At 73.1% G+C, this 15,591-nt stretch carries 13 protein-coding genes and 1 riboswitch; of the genes, 10 read left to right on the top strand and 3 right to left on the bottom strand.

The genetic code is table 11. The features are described from left to right. Positions 1-100: 100 nt before the first annotated feature. Complete coding sequence (locus ABZ883_RS14000; RefSeq protein WP_360905852.1) at positions 101-2,551, bottom strand: DNA topoisomerase IV subunit A; 2,451 nt, start codon at positions 2,549-2,551, stop codon at positions 101-103. A gap of 205 nt (positions 2,552-2,756) precedes the next feature. On the opposite strand from ABZ883_RS14000, the gene ABZ883_RS13995 reads away from it, so the two are divergent. Both ABZ883_RS13995 and ABZ883_RS13990 read left to right on the top strand, forming a co-directional pair. Then, the gene (locus ABZ883_RS13995; protein WP_360905851.1) at positions 2,757-4,109 is read left to right on the top strand and encodes a pitrilysin family protein; all 1,353 of its coding nucleotides are present in this window, start codon (positions 2,757-2,759) and stop codon (positions 4,107-4,109) included. Positions 4,110-4,126: 17 nt separating this feature from the next. Continuing rightward, positions 4,127-5,497 (top strand): pitrilysin family protein, encoded by a 1,371-nt coding sequence (locus ABZ883_RS13990; RefSeq protein WP_360905860.1) that lies wholly within the window; start codon positions 4,127-4,129, stop codon positions 5,495-5,497. 71 nt (positions 5,498-5,568) lie between these two features. Here the strand turns inward: ABZ883_RS13990 and ABZ883_RS13985 are convergent, their stop codons facing one another. Beyond that, positions 5,569-6,420 carry a methyltransferase domain-containing protein gene (locus ABZ883_RS13985; protein WP_360905850.1) on the bottom strand — a complete coding sequence of 284 codons (852 nt, stop codon included), beginning with the start codon at positions 6,418-6,420 and terminating at the stop codon, positions 5,569-5,571. Positions 6,421-6,709: 289 nt separating this feature from the next. Next, positions 6,710-6,873, top strand: a riboswitch (cyclic di-AMP (ydaO/yuaA leader). 14 nt (positions 6,874-6,887) lie between these two features. Here ABZ883_RS13985 and ABZ883_RS13980 point away from each other — a divergent pair. Next, positions 6,888-7,673 carry a M23 family metallopeptidase gene (locus ABZ883_RS13980; RefSeq protein ID WP_360905849.1) on the top strand — a complete coding sequence of 262 codons (786 nt, stop codon included), beginning with the start codon at positions 6,888-6,890 and terminating at the stop codon, positions 7,671-7,673. A 248-nt stretch (positions 7,674-7,921) separates the two neighbouring features. Beyond that, complete coding sequence (locus ABZ883_RS13975) at positions 7,922-8,614, top strand: GntR family transcriptional regulator (RefSeq protein WP_360905848.1); 693 nt, start codon at positions 7,922-7,924, stop codon at positions 8,612-8,614. A 213-nt stretch (positions 8,615-8,827) separates the two neighbouring features. Here ABZ883_RS13975 and ABZ883_RS13970 read toward each other — a convergent pair whose 3' ends face one another. Continuing rightward, positions 8,828-9,109, bottom strand: coding sequence for an HPr family phosphocarrier protein (locus tag ABZ883_RS13970; protein WP_360905847.1), 282 nt, complete (start codon positions 9,107-9,109; stop codon positions 8,828-8,830). 133 nt (positions 9,110-9,242) lie between these two features. Between ABZ883_RS13970 and ABZ883_RS13965 the strand changes: the two genes are divergently transcribed. The 6 genes from ABZ883_RS13965 to ABZ883_RS13940 all read left to right on the top strand — a co-directional run bounded on the left by ABZ883_RS13965 (position 9,243) and on the right by ABZ883_RS13940 (position 15,575). Further along, positions 9,243-11,972 (top strand): GNAT family N-acetyltransferase, encoded by a 2,730-nt coding sequence (locus tag ABZ883_RS13965; RefSeq protein ID WP_360905846.1) that lies wholly within the window; start codon positions 9,243-9,245, stop codon positions 11,970-11,972. Between the two features lie 28 nt (positions 11,973-12,000). After that, positions 12,001-12,585 (top strand): DUF5998 family protein, encoded by a 585-nt coding sequence (locus ABZ883_RS13960; RefSeq protein ID WP_360905845.1) that lies wholly within the window; start codon positions 12,001-12,003, stop codon positions 12,583-12,585. Continuing rightward, on the top strand, positions 12,585-13,775 hold the full coding sequence (locus ABZ883_RS13955; protein WP_360905844.1) for a nucleotide pyrophosphatase/phosphodiesterase family protein: 1,191 nt from the start codon (positions 12,585-12,587) through the stop codon (positions 13,773-13,775). Before ABZ883_RS13960 ends, ABZ883_RS13955 begins: the two co-directional genes overlap by 1 nt. Positions 13,776-13,818: 43 nt before the next feature. Then, positions 13,819-14,469, top strand: coding sequence for a thymidine kinase (locus tag ABZ883_RS13950; RefSeq protein WP_360905843.1), 651 nt, complete (start codon positions 13,819-13,821; stop codon positions 14,467-14,469). A gap of 170 nt (positions 14,470-14,639) precedes the next feature. After that, positions 14,640-14,915: a hypothetical protein gene (locus tag ABZ883_RS13945; protein ID WP_360905842.1), complete on the top strand. Its 276-nt coding sequence runs from the start codon at positions 14,640-14,642 to the stop codon at positions 14,913-14,915. 48 nt (positions 14,916-14,963) lie between these two features. Next, the gene (locus tag ABZ883_RS13940) at positions 14,964-15,575 is read left to right on the top strand and encodes a hypothetical protein (protein WP_360905841.1); all 612 of its coding nucleotides are present in this window, start codon (positions 14,964-14,966) and stop codon (positions 15,573-15,575) included. Positions 15,576-15,591 lie beyond the last annotated feature (16 nt).

Below are 15,591 nucleotides of genomic sequence, written 5' to 3'. Positions count from 1 at the left end.
GCCCGCCGGGGGGGGGGGGGGGGGGGCGCGCCCCGCCCGGGACCGCCGGGGGGCGCGGCACCGTACCGGTGCCGCGCCCCTTTCCGCTGTCACGCGCCCGTCACACCGGGCCGGCCACCACCGCGACCCGCTTGGTCAGCGCCACACCCGAGCCGTCCCGGCGCGGGTCCTTCGGCGGAAGGTCGGCGGGGGTACCGGCGGAGGTGGCGGCACGGGCGGGGGCGACACCGGCCCAGGCCAGCAGCAGCACGTCCTCGCCCTTGAGGAAGCGCTGGCAGCGCACGCCGCCGGTCGCCCGGCCCTTGCGCGGGTACTGGTCGAACGGGGTGAGCTTGGCCGTGCTCTCCTCCGCCCCGTCCAGCACCTCGCGGGCGCCGGCGAGGGTGAAGACCACGGCGTCGGCCGAGGGGTCCACCGCCGTGAAGGAGATCACCTTGGCGCCCTCGGTGAGCTTGATGCCGGCCATGCCGCCCGCCGGGCGGCCCTGCGGGCGCACCTGGCCCGCCGGGTAGCGCAGCAACTGGGCGTCGTCGGTGATGAAGACCAGGTCCTCCTCGCCGGTGCGCAGCTCGACCGCGCCGACGATCCGGTCGCCCTCCTTGAGGGCGATGACCTCCAAGTCGTCCTTGTTCGACGGGTAGTCCGGCACGACGCGCTTGACGACGCCCTGCTCGGTGCCGAGCGCCAGACCCGGCGAGGACTCGTCGAGCGTGGTCAGGCACACCACCTGCTCGTCCGGCTCCAGCGACAGGAACTCCGCCAGCGGAGCGCCGCCCGCCAGGTTCGGCGCGCCCGTCGTCTCCGGGAGGATCGGCAGGTCGATCACCGCCATCCGCAGCAGCCGCCCGGTCGAGGTGACCGCCCCGATGTCCGCCCGCGCGGTCGTCGGCACCGCCGAGACGATCACGTCGTGCTTGACGCGCTTGCCGTCGCCCGGCGCCAGGGCCTCGCCGTTCGCGGTGCGCGCCAGCAGCCCGGTGGAGGACAGCAGGACGCGGCAGGGGTCGTCGGCGACCTCCAGCGGCACAGCGGCGATCGGCGCTGCCGTCGAGTCCAGCAGGACGGTGCGGCGCTCGGTGCCGTACTTCTTCGCCACCGCCGCCAGCTCGGTGCTGACCAGCTTGCGCAGTTCGGCGTCGGACTCCAGGATCCGGGTCAGCTCCTCGATTTCGGCGGTGAGGCGGTCCCGCTCGGACTCCAGTTCAATCCGGTCGAAGCGGGTCAGCCGGCGCAGCGGCGTGTCGAGGATGTACTGGGTCTGGATCTCCGACAGCGAGAAGCGCTCGACGAGCCGCTCCTTGGCCTGGGCCGCGTTGTCGCTGGAGCGGATGATCGAGATGACCTCGTCGATGTCGACGAGCGCGACCAGCAGGCCCTCGACCAGGTGGAGCCGGTCGCGGCGCTTGCCGCGGCGGAACTCGCTGCGCCTGCGGACCACCTCGAAGCGGTGGTCGAGGTAGACCTCCAGCAGTTCCTTCAGGCCCAGCGTGAGCGGCTGGCCGTCGACCAGGGCCACGTTGTTGATGCCGAAGGACTCCTCCATCGGCGTGAGCTTGTACAGCTGCTCCAGGACGGCCTCGGGGTGGAAGCCGTTCTTGACCTCGATGACCAGGCGCAGTCCGTGCTCGCGGTCGGTGAGGTCCTTGACGTCGGCGACGCCCTGGAGGCGCTTGGAGCCGACCAGGTCCTTGATCTTGGAGATGACCTTCTCCGGGCCGACGGTGAACGGCAGCTCGGTCACCACCAGGCCCTTGCGGCGGGCGGTGACCTCCTCGACCGAGACCGTCGCGCGGATCTTGAAGGTGCCGCGCCCGCTCTCGTACGCGTCCCGGATGCCGTCCATGCCGACGATGCGGCCGCCGGTGGGCAGGTCGGGGCCCGGCACGTGGCGCATCAGCGTCTCGAGGTCCGCGTTCGGGTAGCGGATCAGGTGCCGGGCGGCGGAGACGACCTCGCCCAGGTTGTGCGGCGGCATGTTGGTCGCCATGCCGACCGCGATGCCCGAGGCCCCGTTGACCAGCAGGTTCGGATACGCGGCAGGCAGGGCGACGGGCTCCTGCTCCTGCCCGTCGTAGTTCGGCGCGAAGTCGACCGTGTCCTCGTCGATCGACTCGACCATGAGCATCGCGGCCGGGGCCGTGCGGCACTCGGTGTAGCGCATGGCGGCCGGCGGGTCGTCGTTGCCGAGCGAACCGAAGTTGCCGTGGCCGTCGACCAGCGGCACCCGCATGGAGAACGGCTGCGCCATGCGCACCAGGGCGTCGTAGATCGAGGCGTCGCCGTGCGGATGGAGCTTGCCCATCACCTCGCCGACGACACGGGCGCACTTCACGAAGCCGCGTTCGGGACGCAGCCCCATCTCGTTCATCTGGTACACGATCCGGCGGTGCACCGGCTTGAGCCCGTCGCGGGCGTCGGGGAGCGCGCGCGAGTAGATGACCGAGTAGGCGTACTCGAGGAAGGACCCCTGCATCTCGTCGACGACGTCGATGTCGAGGATCCGCTCCTCGAAATCGTCCGGCGGCGGGGTCTTCGTGGTGCGGCGGGCCATCAGGGCGCTGCTCCTTCGGCTGGACCTCATCGGGTGTGGACACGTGACTGACGCGGACCATTGTGGACCGCCCCACCGACAGCCCCGACCACCCCCCGGCTCCTGCGCGCCGGTGACGGGAACTTCGCAGGCTGTTTGTCCGCTGCCTAGAGTGGCAGGTCTACGCACGAAACAACGAGTACGCGACGGGAAGGACAGCTTGCCCATGGGTCACACGGCCACGCCGGAGGCAGAATCCGGCGGCCTCACCGCGACCGAGCACCGCCTGGCCAACGGCCTGCGTGTGGTGCTCTCCGAGGACCACCTCACCCCGGTCGCCGCGGTCTGCCTCTGGTACGACGTCGGTTCCCGTCACGAGGTGAAGGGCCGTACCGGACTCGCCCACCTCTTCGAGCACTTGATGTTCCAGGGATCGGCGAACGTCAAGGGCAACGGCCACTTCGAGCTGGTCCAGGCCGCCGGCGGCTCGCTCAACGGCACCACGAGCTTCGAGCGGACCAACTACTTCGAGACCATGCCGGCCCACCAGTTGGAACTGGCCCTGTGGCTCGAGGCCGACCGCATGGGCAGCCTGCTGTCCGCGCTGGACCAGGAGAGCCTGGACAACCAGCGCGACGTGGTGAAGAACGAGCGTCGCCAGCGCTACGACAACGTGCCCTACGGCACCGCGTTCGAGCGGCTGACCGGCATGGCGTACCCGGACGGGCACCCGTACCACCACACGCCCATCGGCTCGATGGCCGACCTGGACGCCGCCTCCCTGGAGGACGCGCGCGCCTTCTTCCGGACGTACTACGCCCCGAACAACGCCGTGCTCGCGGTGGTCGGCGACATCGACCCGGAGCAGACGCTGGCCTGGGCCGAGAAGTACTTCGGCACCATCGCGTCCCACGACGGCAAGCCGGCGCCGCGCGACGGTTCACTCCCTGGGGTGATCGGCGGGCAGCTCCGCGAGGTCGTCGAGGAGGACGTCCCCTCCCGCGCCCTCATGGCCGCGTACCGGCTGCCGAAGGACGGCACCCGCGAGGCCGACGCCGCCGACCTGGCGCTCACGATCCTGGGCGGCGGGGAGTCCTCCCGGCTGCACAACCGGCTGGTCCGCCGGGACCGCAGCGCGGTCGCGGCCGGCTTCGGCCTGCTGCGGCTGTCCGGCGCGCCGTCGCTCGGCTGGCTGGACGTCAAGACGTCCAGCGGTGTCGAGGTGCCCGCGATCGAGGCCGCCGTGGACGAGGAGCTGGCCCGCTTCGCCGAAGAGGGGCCGACGCCGGAGGAGATGGAAAGGGCCCAGGCCCAGCTGGAGCGCGAGTGGCTGGACCGGCTCGCCACGGTCGGCGGCCGCGCCGACGAACTGTGCCGCTACAGCGTGCTGTTCGGCGACCCGCAGCTGGCGCTGACCGCGGTCAAGCGGGTCCTGGAGGTCACCGCCGACGAGGTGCGTGCCATCGCCGCGGCGACGCTGCGGCCCGACAACCGCGCCGTGCTCGTGTACGAGCCCACGGGCTCCGCGGCGGCCCCCGGCGAGGACTCCGACCAGGACGAGGAGGGCGCGGACCAGTGACCGACGTCCAGAGCACCATGACGTTCCACCCGCAGCCCCGGCCGGGCGACCCCAAGCCCTGGGACTTCCCGGCCCCGGACCGCTCCCAGCTGCCCAACGGGCTGACCGTGCTGCGCAGCCACCGCCCCGGCCAGAAGGTCGTCGCCGTGGAGGTGCTGCTCGCGGCGCCGCTCGACGCCGAGCCCGAGGGCCTGGACGGCGTCGCCACGATCATGGCCCGCGCCCTGTCCGAGGGCACGGACAAGCTCACCGCCGAGGAGTTCGCGGCCGAGATGGAGCGCTGCGGCGCCACCCTCGACGCGCACGCGGACCACCCCGGCGTGCGGGTCTCGCTGGAGGTCCCCGCCTCGCGCCTGGACAAGGCGCTGGGCCTGATCGCCGACGCGCTGCGTGCCCCGGCGTTCCCGGAGAGCGAGATCGAGCGCCTGGTGGGCAACCGCCTCGACGAGATCCCCCACGAGCTCGCCAACCCCGCGCGGCGCGCCGCCATGGCGCTGTCCAAGGAGCTCTTCCCCGCCGAACTGCGGTGCTCCCGGCCGCGTCAGGGCTCGGAGGAGACCGTCTCGCGGATCGACGCGCCGGCCGTCCGCGCCTTCTATGACGCGCACGTACGGCCGTCCACCGCGACCGCGGTCGTGGTCGGCGACCTCACGGGCATCGACCTCGACGCGCTGCTCGGCAGCACCCTGGGGGAGTGGAGCGGCAAGCCCGCCGAGCGCCGCGCGCTGCCGTCGATCACCGCGGACGACACCGCCCGCGTGATCGTCGTCGACCGCCCCGGCTCCGTCCAGACCCAGGTGCTCATCGGGCGCGCGGGCGCGGACCGCCACGACCCGGTCTGGCCGGCCCAGGTGCTCGGCACGTACTGCCTCGGCGGCACGCTGACCTCGCGCCTGGACCGCGTGCTGCGCGAGGAGAAGGGCTACACCTACGGCGTCCGCGCCTTCGGCCAGGTCCTGCTCTCCACGCCGGAGGGTACCGGTATCTCGCTGCTCGGCATCAGCGGCTCCGTGGCGACCGACGTCACCGCGCCGGCGCTCGCCGACACCTGGCAGGTGCTGCGCACCCTGGCGGCGGAGGGGCTCACCGACGACGAGCGGGACGTCGCCGTCCAGAACCTCGTGGGCGTCGCCCCGCTGCGCTACGAGACGGCCTCGGCCGTCGCCGGCACCTTCGCCGACCAGGTCGAGCAGTCGCTGCCCGACGACTTCCAGGCGCGGCTGTACGAGCGCCTGGCGGCCACCGGCACGGTCGAGGCCACGGCCGCGGCCGTCGCCGCGTTCCCGCTGGACCGCCTCGTGGTCGTCCTGGTCGGTGACGCCTCGGTGATCGCCGACCCGGTCCGCGACCTCGGCATCGGCCCCGTGACGGTCGTCACGGGCGCCTGACGCCACGCCACGCCGCCCGCCCCGCGGCCCCGGACGCCCCAGCGGCGCCCGGGGTCGCGGCGCACACGGGCTCAGGGCTCCCACCGGGCCGCCGCCACGTTGACCCGCATGCCGCACGGGAGCTGCCCGTCGGAGCCGGTCAGGGCCGCGGCGCGGTCGAGGAACGCGGCACGCAGGTCCGCGGTCCGCTCCTCGTCCAGGACCTCCATGTCGTAGTACGTGGAGGTGAGGGCGGACCAGACCTCCGAGGGGGTGCCGTCCATGCCGATGACCACGGTCCGCCAGGACAGCGCGGTGAACCCGAGCGGACTGAGCAGCGCGTCCAGCCCCTCCCGCCCGCGCGTCCTGCGGTCACCGAGCCGTGGCAGGCCCCGCTCGGGCGGAGCCGCCCGGAAGTACGGCACGGCCGGCGTCAGGAAGAGATCCGCTCCCTCACCGGGGACGGCTCCTCCGCCGACAGCGAGGGCCGGCGTGCCGCCCGGGGCGAGCACCCGCGCCGCCTCCGCCGTGACCTGTTCGGGGTCGGACATGAGCATGAGCGCCATGTGCGACACCACGGCGTCGAAGGAGTTGTCGGCGAAGGGCAGCTCCTGGGCGCGTCCCTGCCGCAGGTCGGCGTCCGCCAGCGAGGGCCGCCGGCGGGCGAGGGCCAGCTCTCCCTCCGACAGGTCGATGCCGGCGAGGACCCCGGCTCCCTGGCCCGCGAGCAGCTCCAGCAGCGCGCCGTCCGCGCGGCCCAGGTCGAGGACGCGCCGCGCGCCGGGAACGTGTGCGGCGAGAACCGCGTGGCTGGTGCGCCCGTCACGGGTGAGTGCCTTCTCGACCCCCGCCGACTGGAAGCCGGGGTTCCGGTCGTGGAAGGAGCGCAGGAAGTCCTCGGCGGCGCGGGCCGCGGGCGACGTCGCGCCTGATGTCGTGGTCACGCGGGGACCCTGCGCAGGGCGCCGAGTGCCGGCCGGTCCTTCGGCGGACCCGGCAAGTGACTCCGGTCACGTGCCCCGGCGGGCGTGGTGCCAGGCGGTGGCCGGCACCCGCGCGGGGCGCCGATGCACCCGGCAGGAACTGGGGTTTTGCCGTTCGGGGAACGGTTGGTGACGGTTGGGGGTCGGTGTGGCATCCCGCACAAAAGCCCGGATTTTTTTGGAACGACCGTAAGGGCACGGTTAGCGTCCTCGGGTTGTCCGGCGGAATCAGCCGCCTCCCGCGGCACCGGAGCAACGATCGCCGAGTCCCCGTCGGGCGTGAGCCTGGGGAGCCGGGGACCCATATGAGTCGTCCCCTGGGGTGAATCGGGCCTGCCCTCACCGGGGTGCCCGTAGGAGACCTTCCTGCTCCGAACCCGTCAGCTAACCCGGTAGGCGAGAAGGAAGGAAAGGATCCCCGCCTGCCCATGGCGTTCACCATACGTACCACCGTCGCTTGCGCCGCCGCGTTCACCGCCGTCACCGCCGGTACGCTCACCGCCTCCGCGCAGGCCGCGGACACCCAGCGTTCCGCGTTCGCCAAGTGCGCCGCCGTCAGCGGCGACCTGGCGGACCACCTCGCCGAGCAGGCCGACGCGCAGCGCAAGGCGGCGGTCTCCGCGGCGAAGAAGGCCGCAAAGCAGCACGCGGCACACGTCGCGCACGTGACGAAGGTGCGGGCGGCCAAGAAGGCCGAGGCCACCGCGAAGGCAGCAAAGGAAGCGAAGGAGGCGAAGGAAGCAAAGGCGAAGGCCACGGCCCGCGACGGCGCGGCGCACGCCTCGCGCTCCCGCGTCCGTACCTCGCTGACCTCCTGGATGCTGCCGGTCCACGGCGCCATCGGCACCCCGTACCACGCGACCAGCAGCCTGTGGTCCTCCGGTTACCACACGGGCGTGGACTTCCAGGCGGCCATCGGCACGCCGGTGCACGCCGCCGGTGCCGGCACGGTTGTCGAGGCCGGCTGGGGCGGTTCGTACGGCAACAACGTCGTGATCCGGCACGCGGACGGCATGTACACCCAGTACGGCCACCTGTCCTCGATCGCCGTCTCGGTCGGCCAGGCGGTGTCCGCCGGCACGCGGATCGGCCTGTCGGGCGCCACGGGCAACGTGACCGGCCCGCACCTGCACTTCGAGGCCCGGACCACCCCGGCGTACGGCTCCGATGTCGACCCGGTGGCGTACCTGCGCTCCCACGGCGTCCTCTTCTGACCGCTTATGACCGCTTTCTGACCTCCCGGTCCACCAGTCCCTCTCCCTCCCCCCACCCCGAAGGCCCCGGCTCCCCCAGGCCGGGGCCTTCGGCGCGCGCGGAGGTGTGTCCAAAAACGCTCCATGAATTCGGGGCTGCCAGCGGATTCGGCCACGTGCTGGAATAGGGTCGCCAGGAAAGCGCCGGCACCTGCGTCACGTGGAATTGAGCGGCAGCCGCCGGCACGCGGGGAAAGGAAACCGGCGATGTGGGACCGGACGTGAACGGGACGGGCGGCGCGGGGCGCCGTATTTCCGCCCAGGCGGTGTGCGCGGCGATTCGTGACGACATCGTCGGCGGGCACTTCGCGCCGGGCAGCCGGCTGACCGAGGAGCAGCTCGCCAAGCGCTACGGGGTGTCGCGGGTGCCGGTCCGCGAGGCGCTGCGCACCCTGGAGTCCGAGGGCTTCGTCCGCACCCGCCGGCACGCGGGGGCGTCCGTGGCCGAGCCCACCGACCAGGAGGCGGCGGACCTCCTGGAGATCCGCGGCCTGCTGGAGCCGCTGGGCGCCGCGCGCGCCGCCGAGCGGCGTACGGAGGCGCACGTCAAGGTGTTGCGCGGGCTGGTGCGGCTCGGCCAGGAGCGGTCCGTGCAGGGGCAGTTGTCCGACCTGCCGCCGCTCGACGGCTGGTTCCACGAGACGCTGGCGCAGGCTTCCGGCAGCCCCACCCTGGTGACGCTGCTGACGCAGCTGCGGCGCAAGATCGCCTGGGTGTACGCGGTGGACTCACCGGGCCGCGCGGCGGAGTCGTGGGAGGAGCACGCATCCGTCGTGGACGCCGTCGCCCGGGGTGACGCGGAGCGCGCCCGCGCGGCGATGGCCGGCCATGTGGAGCGCGCCGCGACGGTGCACCGGTTGCGCCGCCCGGAGCGCACGGGCCGTGGCGCGACCCTTCGGTGAGGAAAGGGAAACATGCCGGACACACGCCGGGTCATTGGTTTTAACAGCGCTGCCGTATACGCCGGGGACAATCGGGCCGAATTCTGACCGGCGTGCGGTGGCTGATGGTTTCTGCGGCGTGCGGCACCGAATTCGACAGGTGGCCGGAAAAGCCGGTGCCGCGACATCCGGCCGGATGTCGCGGCACCGGTCCCGGCGTGCCGGGCGACCGCGTCAGACGGTCTCGGGAAGCTCTTCCAGGCCCTCGGACACCAGCTTCGCCAGGCTGTCGAGCGCGGCGTCGGCGCCCTCGGCGTCGGAGGCCAGGACGATCTCGTCGCCGCCCGCGGCACCCAGGCTCAGCACGGCGAGCATCGAGGCGGCGTTGACGGGGGCGCCGTCGGCCTTGGCGATGGTGACGGGGACGCCGACGGCGGTCGCGGCGCGGACGAAGATCGCTGCGGGACGGGCGTGGAGTCCCTCGGCCCAGCCGACGGTGACGCGGCGCTCAGCCATGGTGTTGTCCTTCGGGTCGTTCCAGGGAGGTCTAGACCAGTCTGCCATGCCGGGTCCACCGGTCGGTCCTTCCCTTCCGTCCCTGACATCGTCGCACCGATCCCGCGCGTGTCGATGCCCGTACGCTGGCCCCATGACGACCCCGCCGTCCACGGAAGAGCGTGAGTACCCGGTCCACTGGGAGGCGGACGTCGTCCTGCGCGACGGTGGGATCGCCCATGTCCGGCCCATCAGGCCCGACGACGCGGGGCGGCTGGTCAGCTTCTACGAGCAGGTCTCGGACGAGTCCAAGTACTACCGCTTCTTCGCGCCCTACCCGCGGCTGTCCGACCGGGACGTGCACCGCTTCACGCACCACGACTACCGCGACCGGGTGGGGCTGGCGGCCCTGGTGGGCGGGGAGTTCATCGCCACCGTCCGCTACGACCGGACCGAGAGCGACGAGGCCGAGGTCGCCTTTCTCGTCCAGGACGCGCACCAGGGTCGCGGGGTCGCCTCCGCGCTGCTGGAGCACGTCGCGGCCGTGGCGCGTGAGCGCGACATCCGGCGCTTCATCGCCGAAGTGCTGCCCGCCAACCGCAAGATGATCAAGGTGTTCACGGACGCCGGCTACACCCAGCAGCGCAGCTTCACCGACGGCGTCGTCCGGCTCGAGTTCGACCTCGAACCCACCGAGCAGTCGGTGGCCGTCATGCGCGCCCGTGAGCAGCGGGCCGAGGCCCGGTCCGTGGCGCGGCTGCTCAGCCCGAACTCGATCGCCGTGATCGGCACCGGACGGCGGCCCGGCGGCGTCGGCCGCAGCACGCTGCGGCACATCACCGAGGGCGGCTTCACCGGGCAGGTGCACGCGGTGAACCGTTCCTTCGATCCCGGCCTGCGGGTCCTCGAACCCGAGGGCGTCCCGGCCCACCGCTCCGTCGCGGAGATCCCCGGACAGGTCGACCTCGCCGTGATCGCCGTCCCCGCGGAGAACGTCGCGGAAGTGGTCGCCGAGTGCGGCCGGCACGGCGTCCTCGGCCTGCTCGTCCTGTCCTCCGGCTACGCCGAGTCCGGCGTGGAGGGCGGCCGCAGGCAGCGCGCCCTCGTCCGCCAGGCCCGCTCGTACGGCATGCGCGTCATCGGGCCCAACGCCTTCGGCGTCCTCAACTCCGCCGCCGACATCCGGCTCAACGCCTCGCTGGCCCCCGAGATCCCGCGGGCCGGGCGGCTCGGGCTGTTCACCCAGTCCGGGGCCATCGGCATCGCCATGCTGTCCGGGCTGCACCGGCGCGGTGCCGGGCTGTCGTCCTTCGTCTCCGCGGGCAACCGCGCGGACGTCTCCGGCAACGACATCCTCCAGTACTGGCACGACGACCCGGCGACCGACGTCGCGCTGCTCTACCTGGAAACCCTCGGCAACCCGCGGAAGTTCTACCGCCTCGCCCGCCGCACCGCCGCCGTCAAGCCGGTCGTGGTGGTCAAGGGCGCCCGCCACTCCGCGGCCACGCCGCCCGGCCACACCGTGCCGGTCACCCCCATCCCCGACAGCACCGTCTCCGCGCTGCTGCGCCAGGCCGGCGTCATCCGCACCGACACCGTCACCGAGCTCCTGGACACCGGACTGCTGCTGTCCTGCCAGCCGCTGCCGGCCGGGCCCCGCGTCGCCGTCCTCGGCAACTCCGAGTCGCTCGGCCTGCTCACCTACGACGCGTGCCTGACCGCCGGGCTGGAACCCGGCCGCCCCGCCGACCTCACGACCTCCGCGACACCCGAGGACTTCGCCGCCGCGCTCACCGCCGCGCTGCGCGACCCCGCCCACGACGCCGTCGTCGTCACGGCCATCCCGCGCGTCGGCGACGAACTCCAGGGCCACCCCGAGACCGGTGACGACCCCGAGCTCGCCGCCGCCCTGGAGCGCGCCGTCACCGAGGCGGGCGGCACCAAGCCCGTGGCGGTCGTGCACACCGCGCTGGAGGCCATGGGCACCCGCCTGGCCGTCCCCGGGATCCCCGCCTACGCCGCCGCCGAGCGCGCCGTGAAGGCCCTCGCCCAGGCGGCCGGCCACGCCCAGTGGCGCCGGGACGCCGGGACGCCCGGCCGGGTGCCCGAGTTCGACGACGTCGACGAGGCAGCGGCGCGCCGCGACGTGGCGCGGCTGCTGGAGGGCACCGGGGAACGGGCCGTCGACGGCGCCCCCGGCGTCACCCTGGACGAGCCCGCCACCGCCGCGCTCCTGGCCCGCTACGGCATCGCCGTGCGCGCCGCGCTGCCCGCGCCCGACGTGGCCGCCGCCCTGGCGGCCGCCCGCCGCCTCGGCTATCCCGTGGCGCTGAAGACCACCGCCCCGCACCTGCGCCACCGCGCCGACCTCGGCGCCGTCCGCCTCGACCTCGCCGACCCCGACGACCTGCGCCGGGCCTACGAGGAGCTGACCGCGCGCCTCGGCAAGCCCGGGGAGCTGCACCTGGTCGTGCAGGCCATGGCGCCGCGCGGGGTGGACACCGTGGTGCGCGCCACCGTCGACCCGGGCGCGGGCGCCGTGCTGTCGTTCGGCCTCGCCGGCGCGGCCTCGGAACTGCTCGGCGACACCGCGCACCGCCTCGTCCCGGCGACCGACCGGGACGCCGCCCAGCTGGTGCGCTCCATCAAGGCCGCCCCGCTGCTCTTCGGCTGGCACGGCGCCGAGCCGGTGGACACCCCGGCCCTGGAAGAGCTGCTGCTGCGGGTCTCGCTCCTGGTCGACGACCTGCCCGAGGTGGTGTCCGTCGACCTCGAACCGGTCGTCGTGGCCGCGGAGGGGCTCACGGTCCTCGGCGCGTCCGTCCGCCTCGCGCGCCCCCCTGCTCGAACGGACCTCGGACCGCGCGCACTGTCGTCCTTCTGAACACATGCGCCGCACTAGGATGGTGAGCATGGCGAAGACCGGTACGACCCAGGGGCTGCGCGCGGCGATCGAGCGCAGCGGCTACTACCCGACCCTCGTGGCCGAGGCCGTGGAGGCCTCCGTCGGCGGGGAGCCGGTCCACTCGTACCTGGTGCACCAGGAGACCACCTTCGACGCCAACGAGGTCCGCCGGCACGTCACCGTGCTCGTCCTGACCAGCACGCGCTTCATCGTCAGCCACACCGACGAGCAGGGCGCCGACGACACCTCCCCGACGCCGTACGCCACCACCTCCACCGAGTCGGTCAAGCTGGAGCGCATCTCCTCGGTCGTGCTCAGCCGGGTGGTCGCCAACCCCGAGTCCTACACCGCCGGCACCCTGCCCCGCGAGGTCGTGCTCACCATCGGCTGGGGAGCGGTCAGCCGCATCGACCTGGAGCCCGCCGCCTGCGGCGACCCCAACTGCGAGGCCGACCACGGCTACACGGGCTCCTCCACGGCCGACGACCTGAGCCTGCGGGTCAGCGAGGCCGGGGACGGCCCGGAGACCGTCCGCCAGACCCTCGCCTTCGCGCAGGCCCTCTCCGAGGCGACAGCGAGCACGGCCGCCTGATGGCCCATCCCGTCCCCCCGTACGAGTCCGCGCCGCTGGACCCCGCCGACGCGCCCGCCCCGCGCTACGGCACCGCCTCGCTCAGCGACCTGCTGCCCGCGGTGGCCGCCGGCCTCGGCGTGACCAGCACCCCGCCGACCGCGCTGCGCTTGGCCCCGGCCGACCGCGTCTGCGTCTTCCTCGTGGACGGCATGGGCTGGGAGCTGATCCGGCGCCACCCGGACGAGGCCCCCTTCCTCACCTCGCTGCTGGGCACCTCGACCGGCGGCACCGGGCAGCCGCTCACCGCGGGCTTCCCCTCGACGACCGCGACCTCGCTCGCGTCGGTCGGTACGGGCCTGCCGCCCGGCGCCCACGGGCTGGCCGGGTACACCGTCCTCAACCCGGACAGCGGCGAGCTGATGAACCAGCTGCGCTGGCAGCCCTGGACGTCGCCCCAGGAGTGGCAGCCGCACCCCACCGTCTTCCAGCTCGTCCAGGACGCCGGTGTGGAGACCTGCCAGGTCACCTCGCCGACGTTCCAGCACACCCCGCTGACGAAGATCGCCCTGAGCGGCGGCACCTTCCACGGGCGGCTCACCGGTGACGACCGCATGGACTTCACCGCCGAGCGGCTCGCCGCGGCCGACCGGGCGCTGGTCTACACGTACTACAGCGAGCTGGACTCGATGGGCCACCGGCACGGCGTCGACTCCGACGCCTGGCGCGGCCAGCTCATGACGGCCGACCGCCTGGTCCAGCGGCTCGCGGAGCAGCTGCCGCCGCGCAGCGCGCTCTACGTCACCGCCGACCACGGCATGATCGACATCCCCTTCGACCCGGAGTCGCGGATCGACTTCGACGAGGACTGGGAGCTGGGCGCCGGCGTCGCCGTCCTCGGCGGCGAGGCCCGGGCCCGGCACGTCTACGCCGTCCCCGGTGCCGCCGCCGACGTGTACGCCGTGTGGAGCGAGGTGCTCGGCGAGCAGATGTGGGTCGCCACCCGCGACGAGGCCGTCGCGGCGGGCTGGTTCGGCCCGCACGTGGAGGACCGGGTGCGCGGCCGCATCGGCGATGTCGTCGCCGTCGCCCGGGACGACATCGCCGTCGTCGCCACCCGCAGGGAGCCGGGGGAGTCCTCGATGGTGGGCCTGCACGGTTCGATGACCCCCGTCGAGCAACTGGTCCCCCTGCTCGAAGTACGCTCCTGAATCCCTTGCTTGCCCCCCACCCCCGAAAGGCCGTCGCCCTCTCATGCCTGAGCTTGTGTTCTTCTCCGGAACGATGGACTGCGGAAAGAGCACACTGGCGCTTCAGATCGGGCACAACCGTTCGGCGCGGGGACTGCAGGGCGTGATCTTCACCCGGGACGACCGGGCGGGGGAGGGGAAGCTGTCGTCGCGGCTGGGCCTGGTCACGGAGGCGGTGGAGGCCGCCGAGGGGATGGACCTGTACGGCTACGTCGTGGACCTGCTGTCCAGGGGCGGCAAGGCGGACTACGTGATCGTCGACGAGGCGCAGTTCCTGGCGCCGGAGCAGATCGACCAGCTCGCCCGGATCGTGGACGACCTGGACAAGGACGTCTTCGCCTTCGGCATCACCACCGACTTCCGCACCCGGCTGTTCCCCGGTTCGCAGCGCCTGGTCGAGCTGGCGGACCGGCTGGAGCAGCTGCAGGTGGAGGCCCTGTGCTGGTGCGGGGCGCGGGCCACGCACAACGCCCGTACGGTGGGCGGCGAGATGGTCGTCGCGGGCGCCCAGGTGGTCGTCGGCGACGTGCACGGTCCGGGGGACGAGATCGGCTACGAGGTCCTGTGCCGCCGGCACCACCGCCGCCGGGTGACCGCCGCCTCGGCCCGCGCCTCCGCCCTCTCGCCGGACGTCCTGCCGGTCGCCTCCGACTGAGGCCCGCCGGACGGCGCGGGGCCCGTGCGCGCGTTCATCGTCCGCCGTGCGCATAGAGATTGACAACGATTCAGGCGGGGTTCAACCGCGCCGGGACCCGAACTCACCTGCGGCCACTAGGTTCTTGACGGCGATGTACCGCGTCCCCGTCGGCCGAGAGGGAGGCCCCCATGGCAGAGATCCAGATTCCGGGTGACGAGCTGGAGGATCTGAGCGGGCTCCTGGGCCGCGTGATGGAACTCATCGACACCAAGCCCACGGGCTTCGACGAGACGGCCGTGGGGGCGCCGCTGGCGCACTCCGGCGGCAACTTCGAGAGCGCGTGGAGCGACGGGCGGACCCAGCTCAAGCGCCAGGGCAACCAGCTCAAAGAGGCCTGCGACCAGATCGTCAAGGCGTTCACCGACTACGACAACCAGAGCGCGGACTCCCTGACCGCGAAGTAGCCGACCCCACCACCGGCCCACACGGGAACGACAGAGGAGCACGCGGCGATGGCCCTTGAGGGAACCCTGGCCTTCGGCCTTCGGATACCGGACGGCTGGGTGGAGTACGACCTGTCCGGCGAGGCACTGGCCGGCATCCGGGCCGCGCTGCTGAGGCAGACGCCGGACAAGGCGGAGCGGGACCGGGTCAACGAGACCTTCCGCACGGTGCGGCGGATCGCGCAGGGCGCGCGGCGGCGCGGGGCGGTGTACGCGGCCGGCACGTTCACGATGTACGAGGACGGCCTGCTGATGGCGAATGTGATGATCTTCAAGGTCACGCCGCCGCCGGGGCGGAGCTTCTCGCTGCAGGACCTGAGCAAGGAGTTCTCGGCGGCGGGCGGCCGTCAGGGCGAGGGCACCACGCGGACGTTCGGCACCGTGGAGCTTCCGGGGATCGGGCCGGTGGGCCGGGTGAAGGGCATCGAGGAGGCCGAGGTCGCGCACGGGATCAGGACCCGGCTGCTGATCATGCACACGGTGGTGCCGTTCCCGGACGAGAGCGGGCAGGTACTGGTCATCACCTGCTCCAGCCCGAACCTGCCGCTGGCCGAGCCGCTGTACGACGTGTTCGACGCGATCACCTCGACGTTCAGTTTCGGCGTGATCACCCCGTCCTGAGCGGCGGAAGCGCGAC

It is taken from the genome of Streptomyces sp. NPDC046977 (genome assembly GCF_040644455.1).
Classification (GTDB): domain Bacteria; phylum Actinomycetota; class Actinomycetes; order Streptomycetales; family Streptomycetaceae; genus Actinacidiphila.
This window is presented reverse-complemented; position numbering and strand designations above follow the sequence as displayed.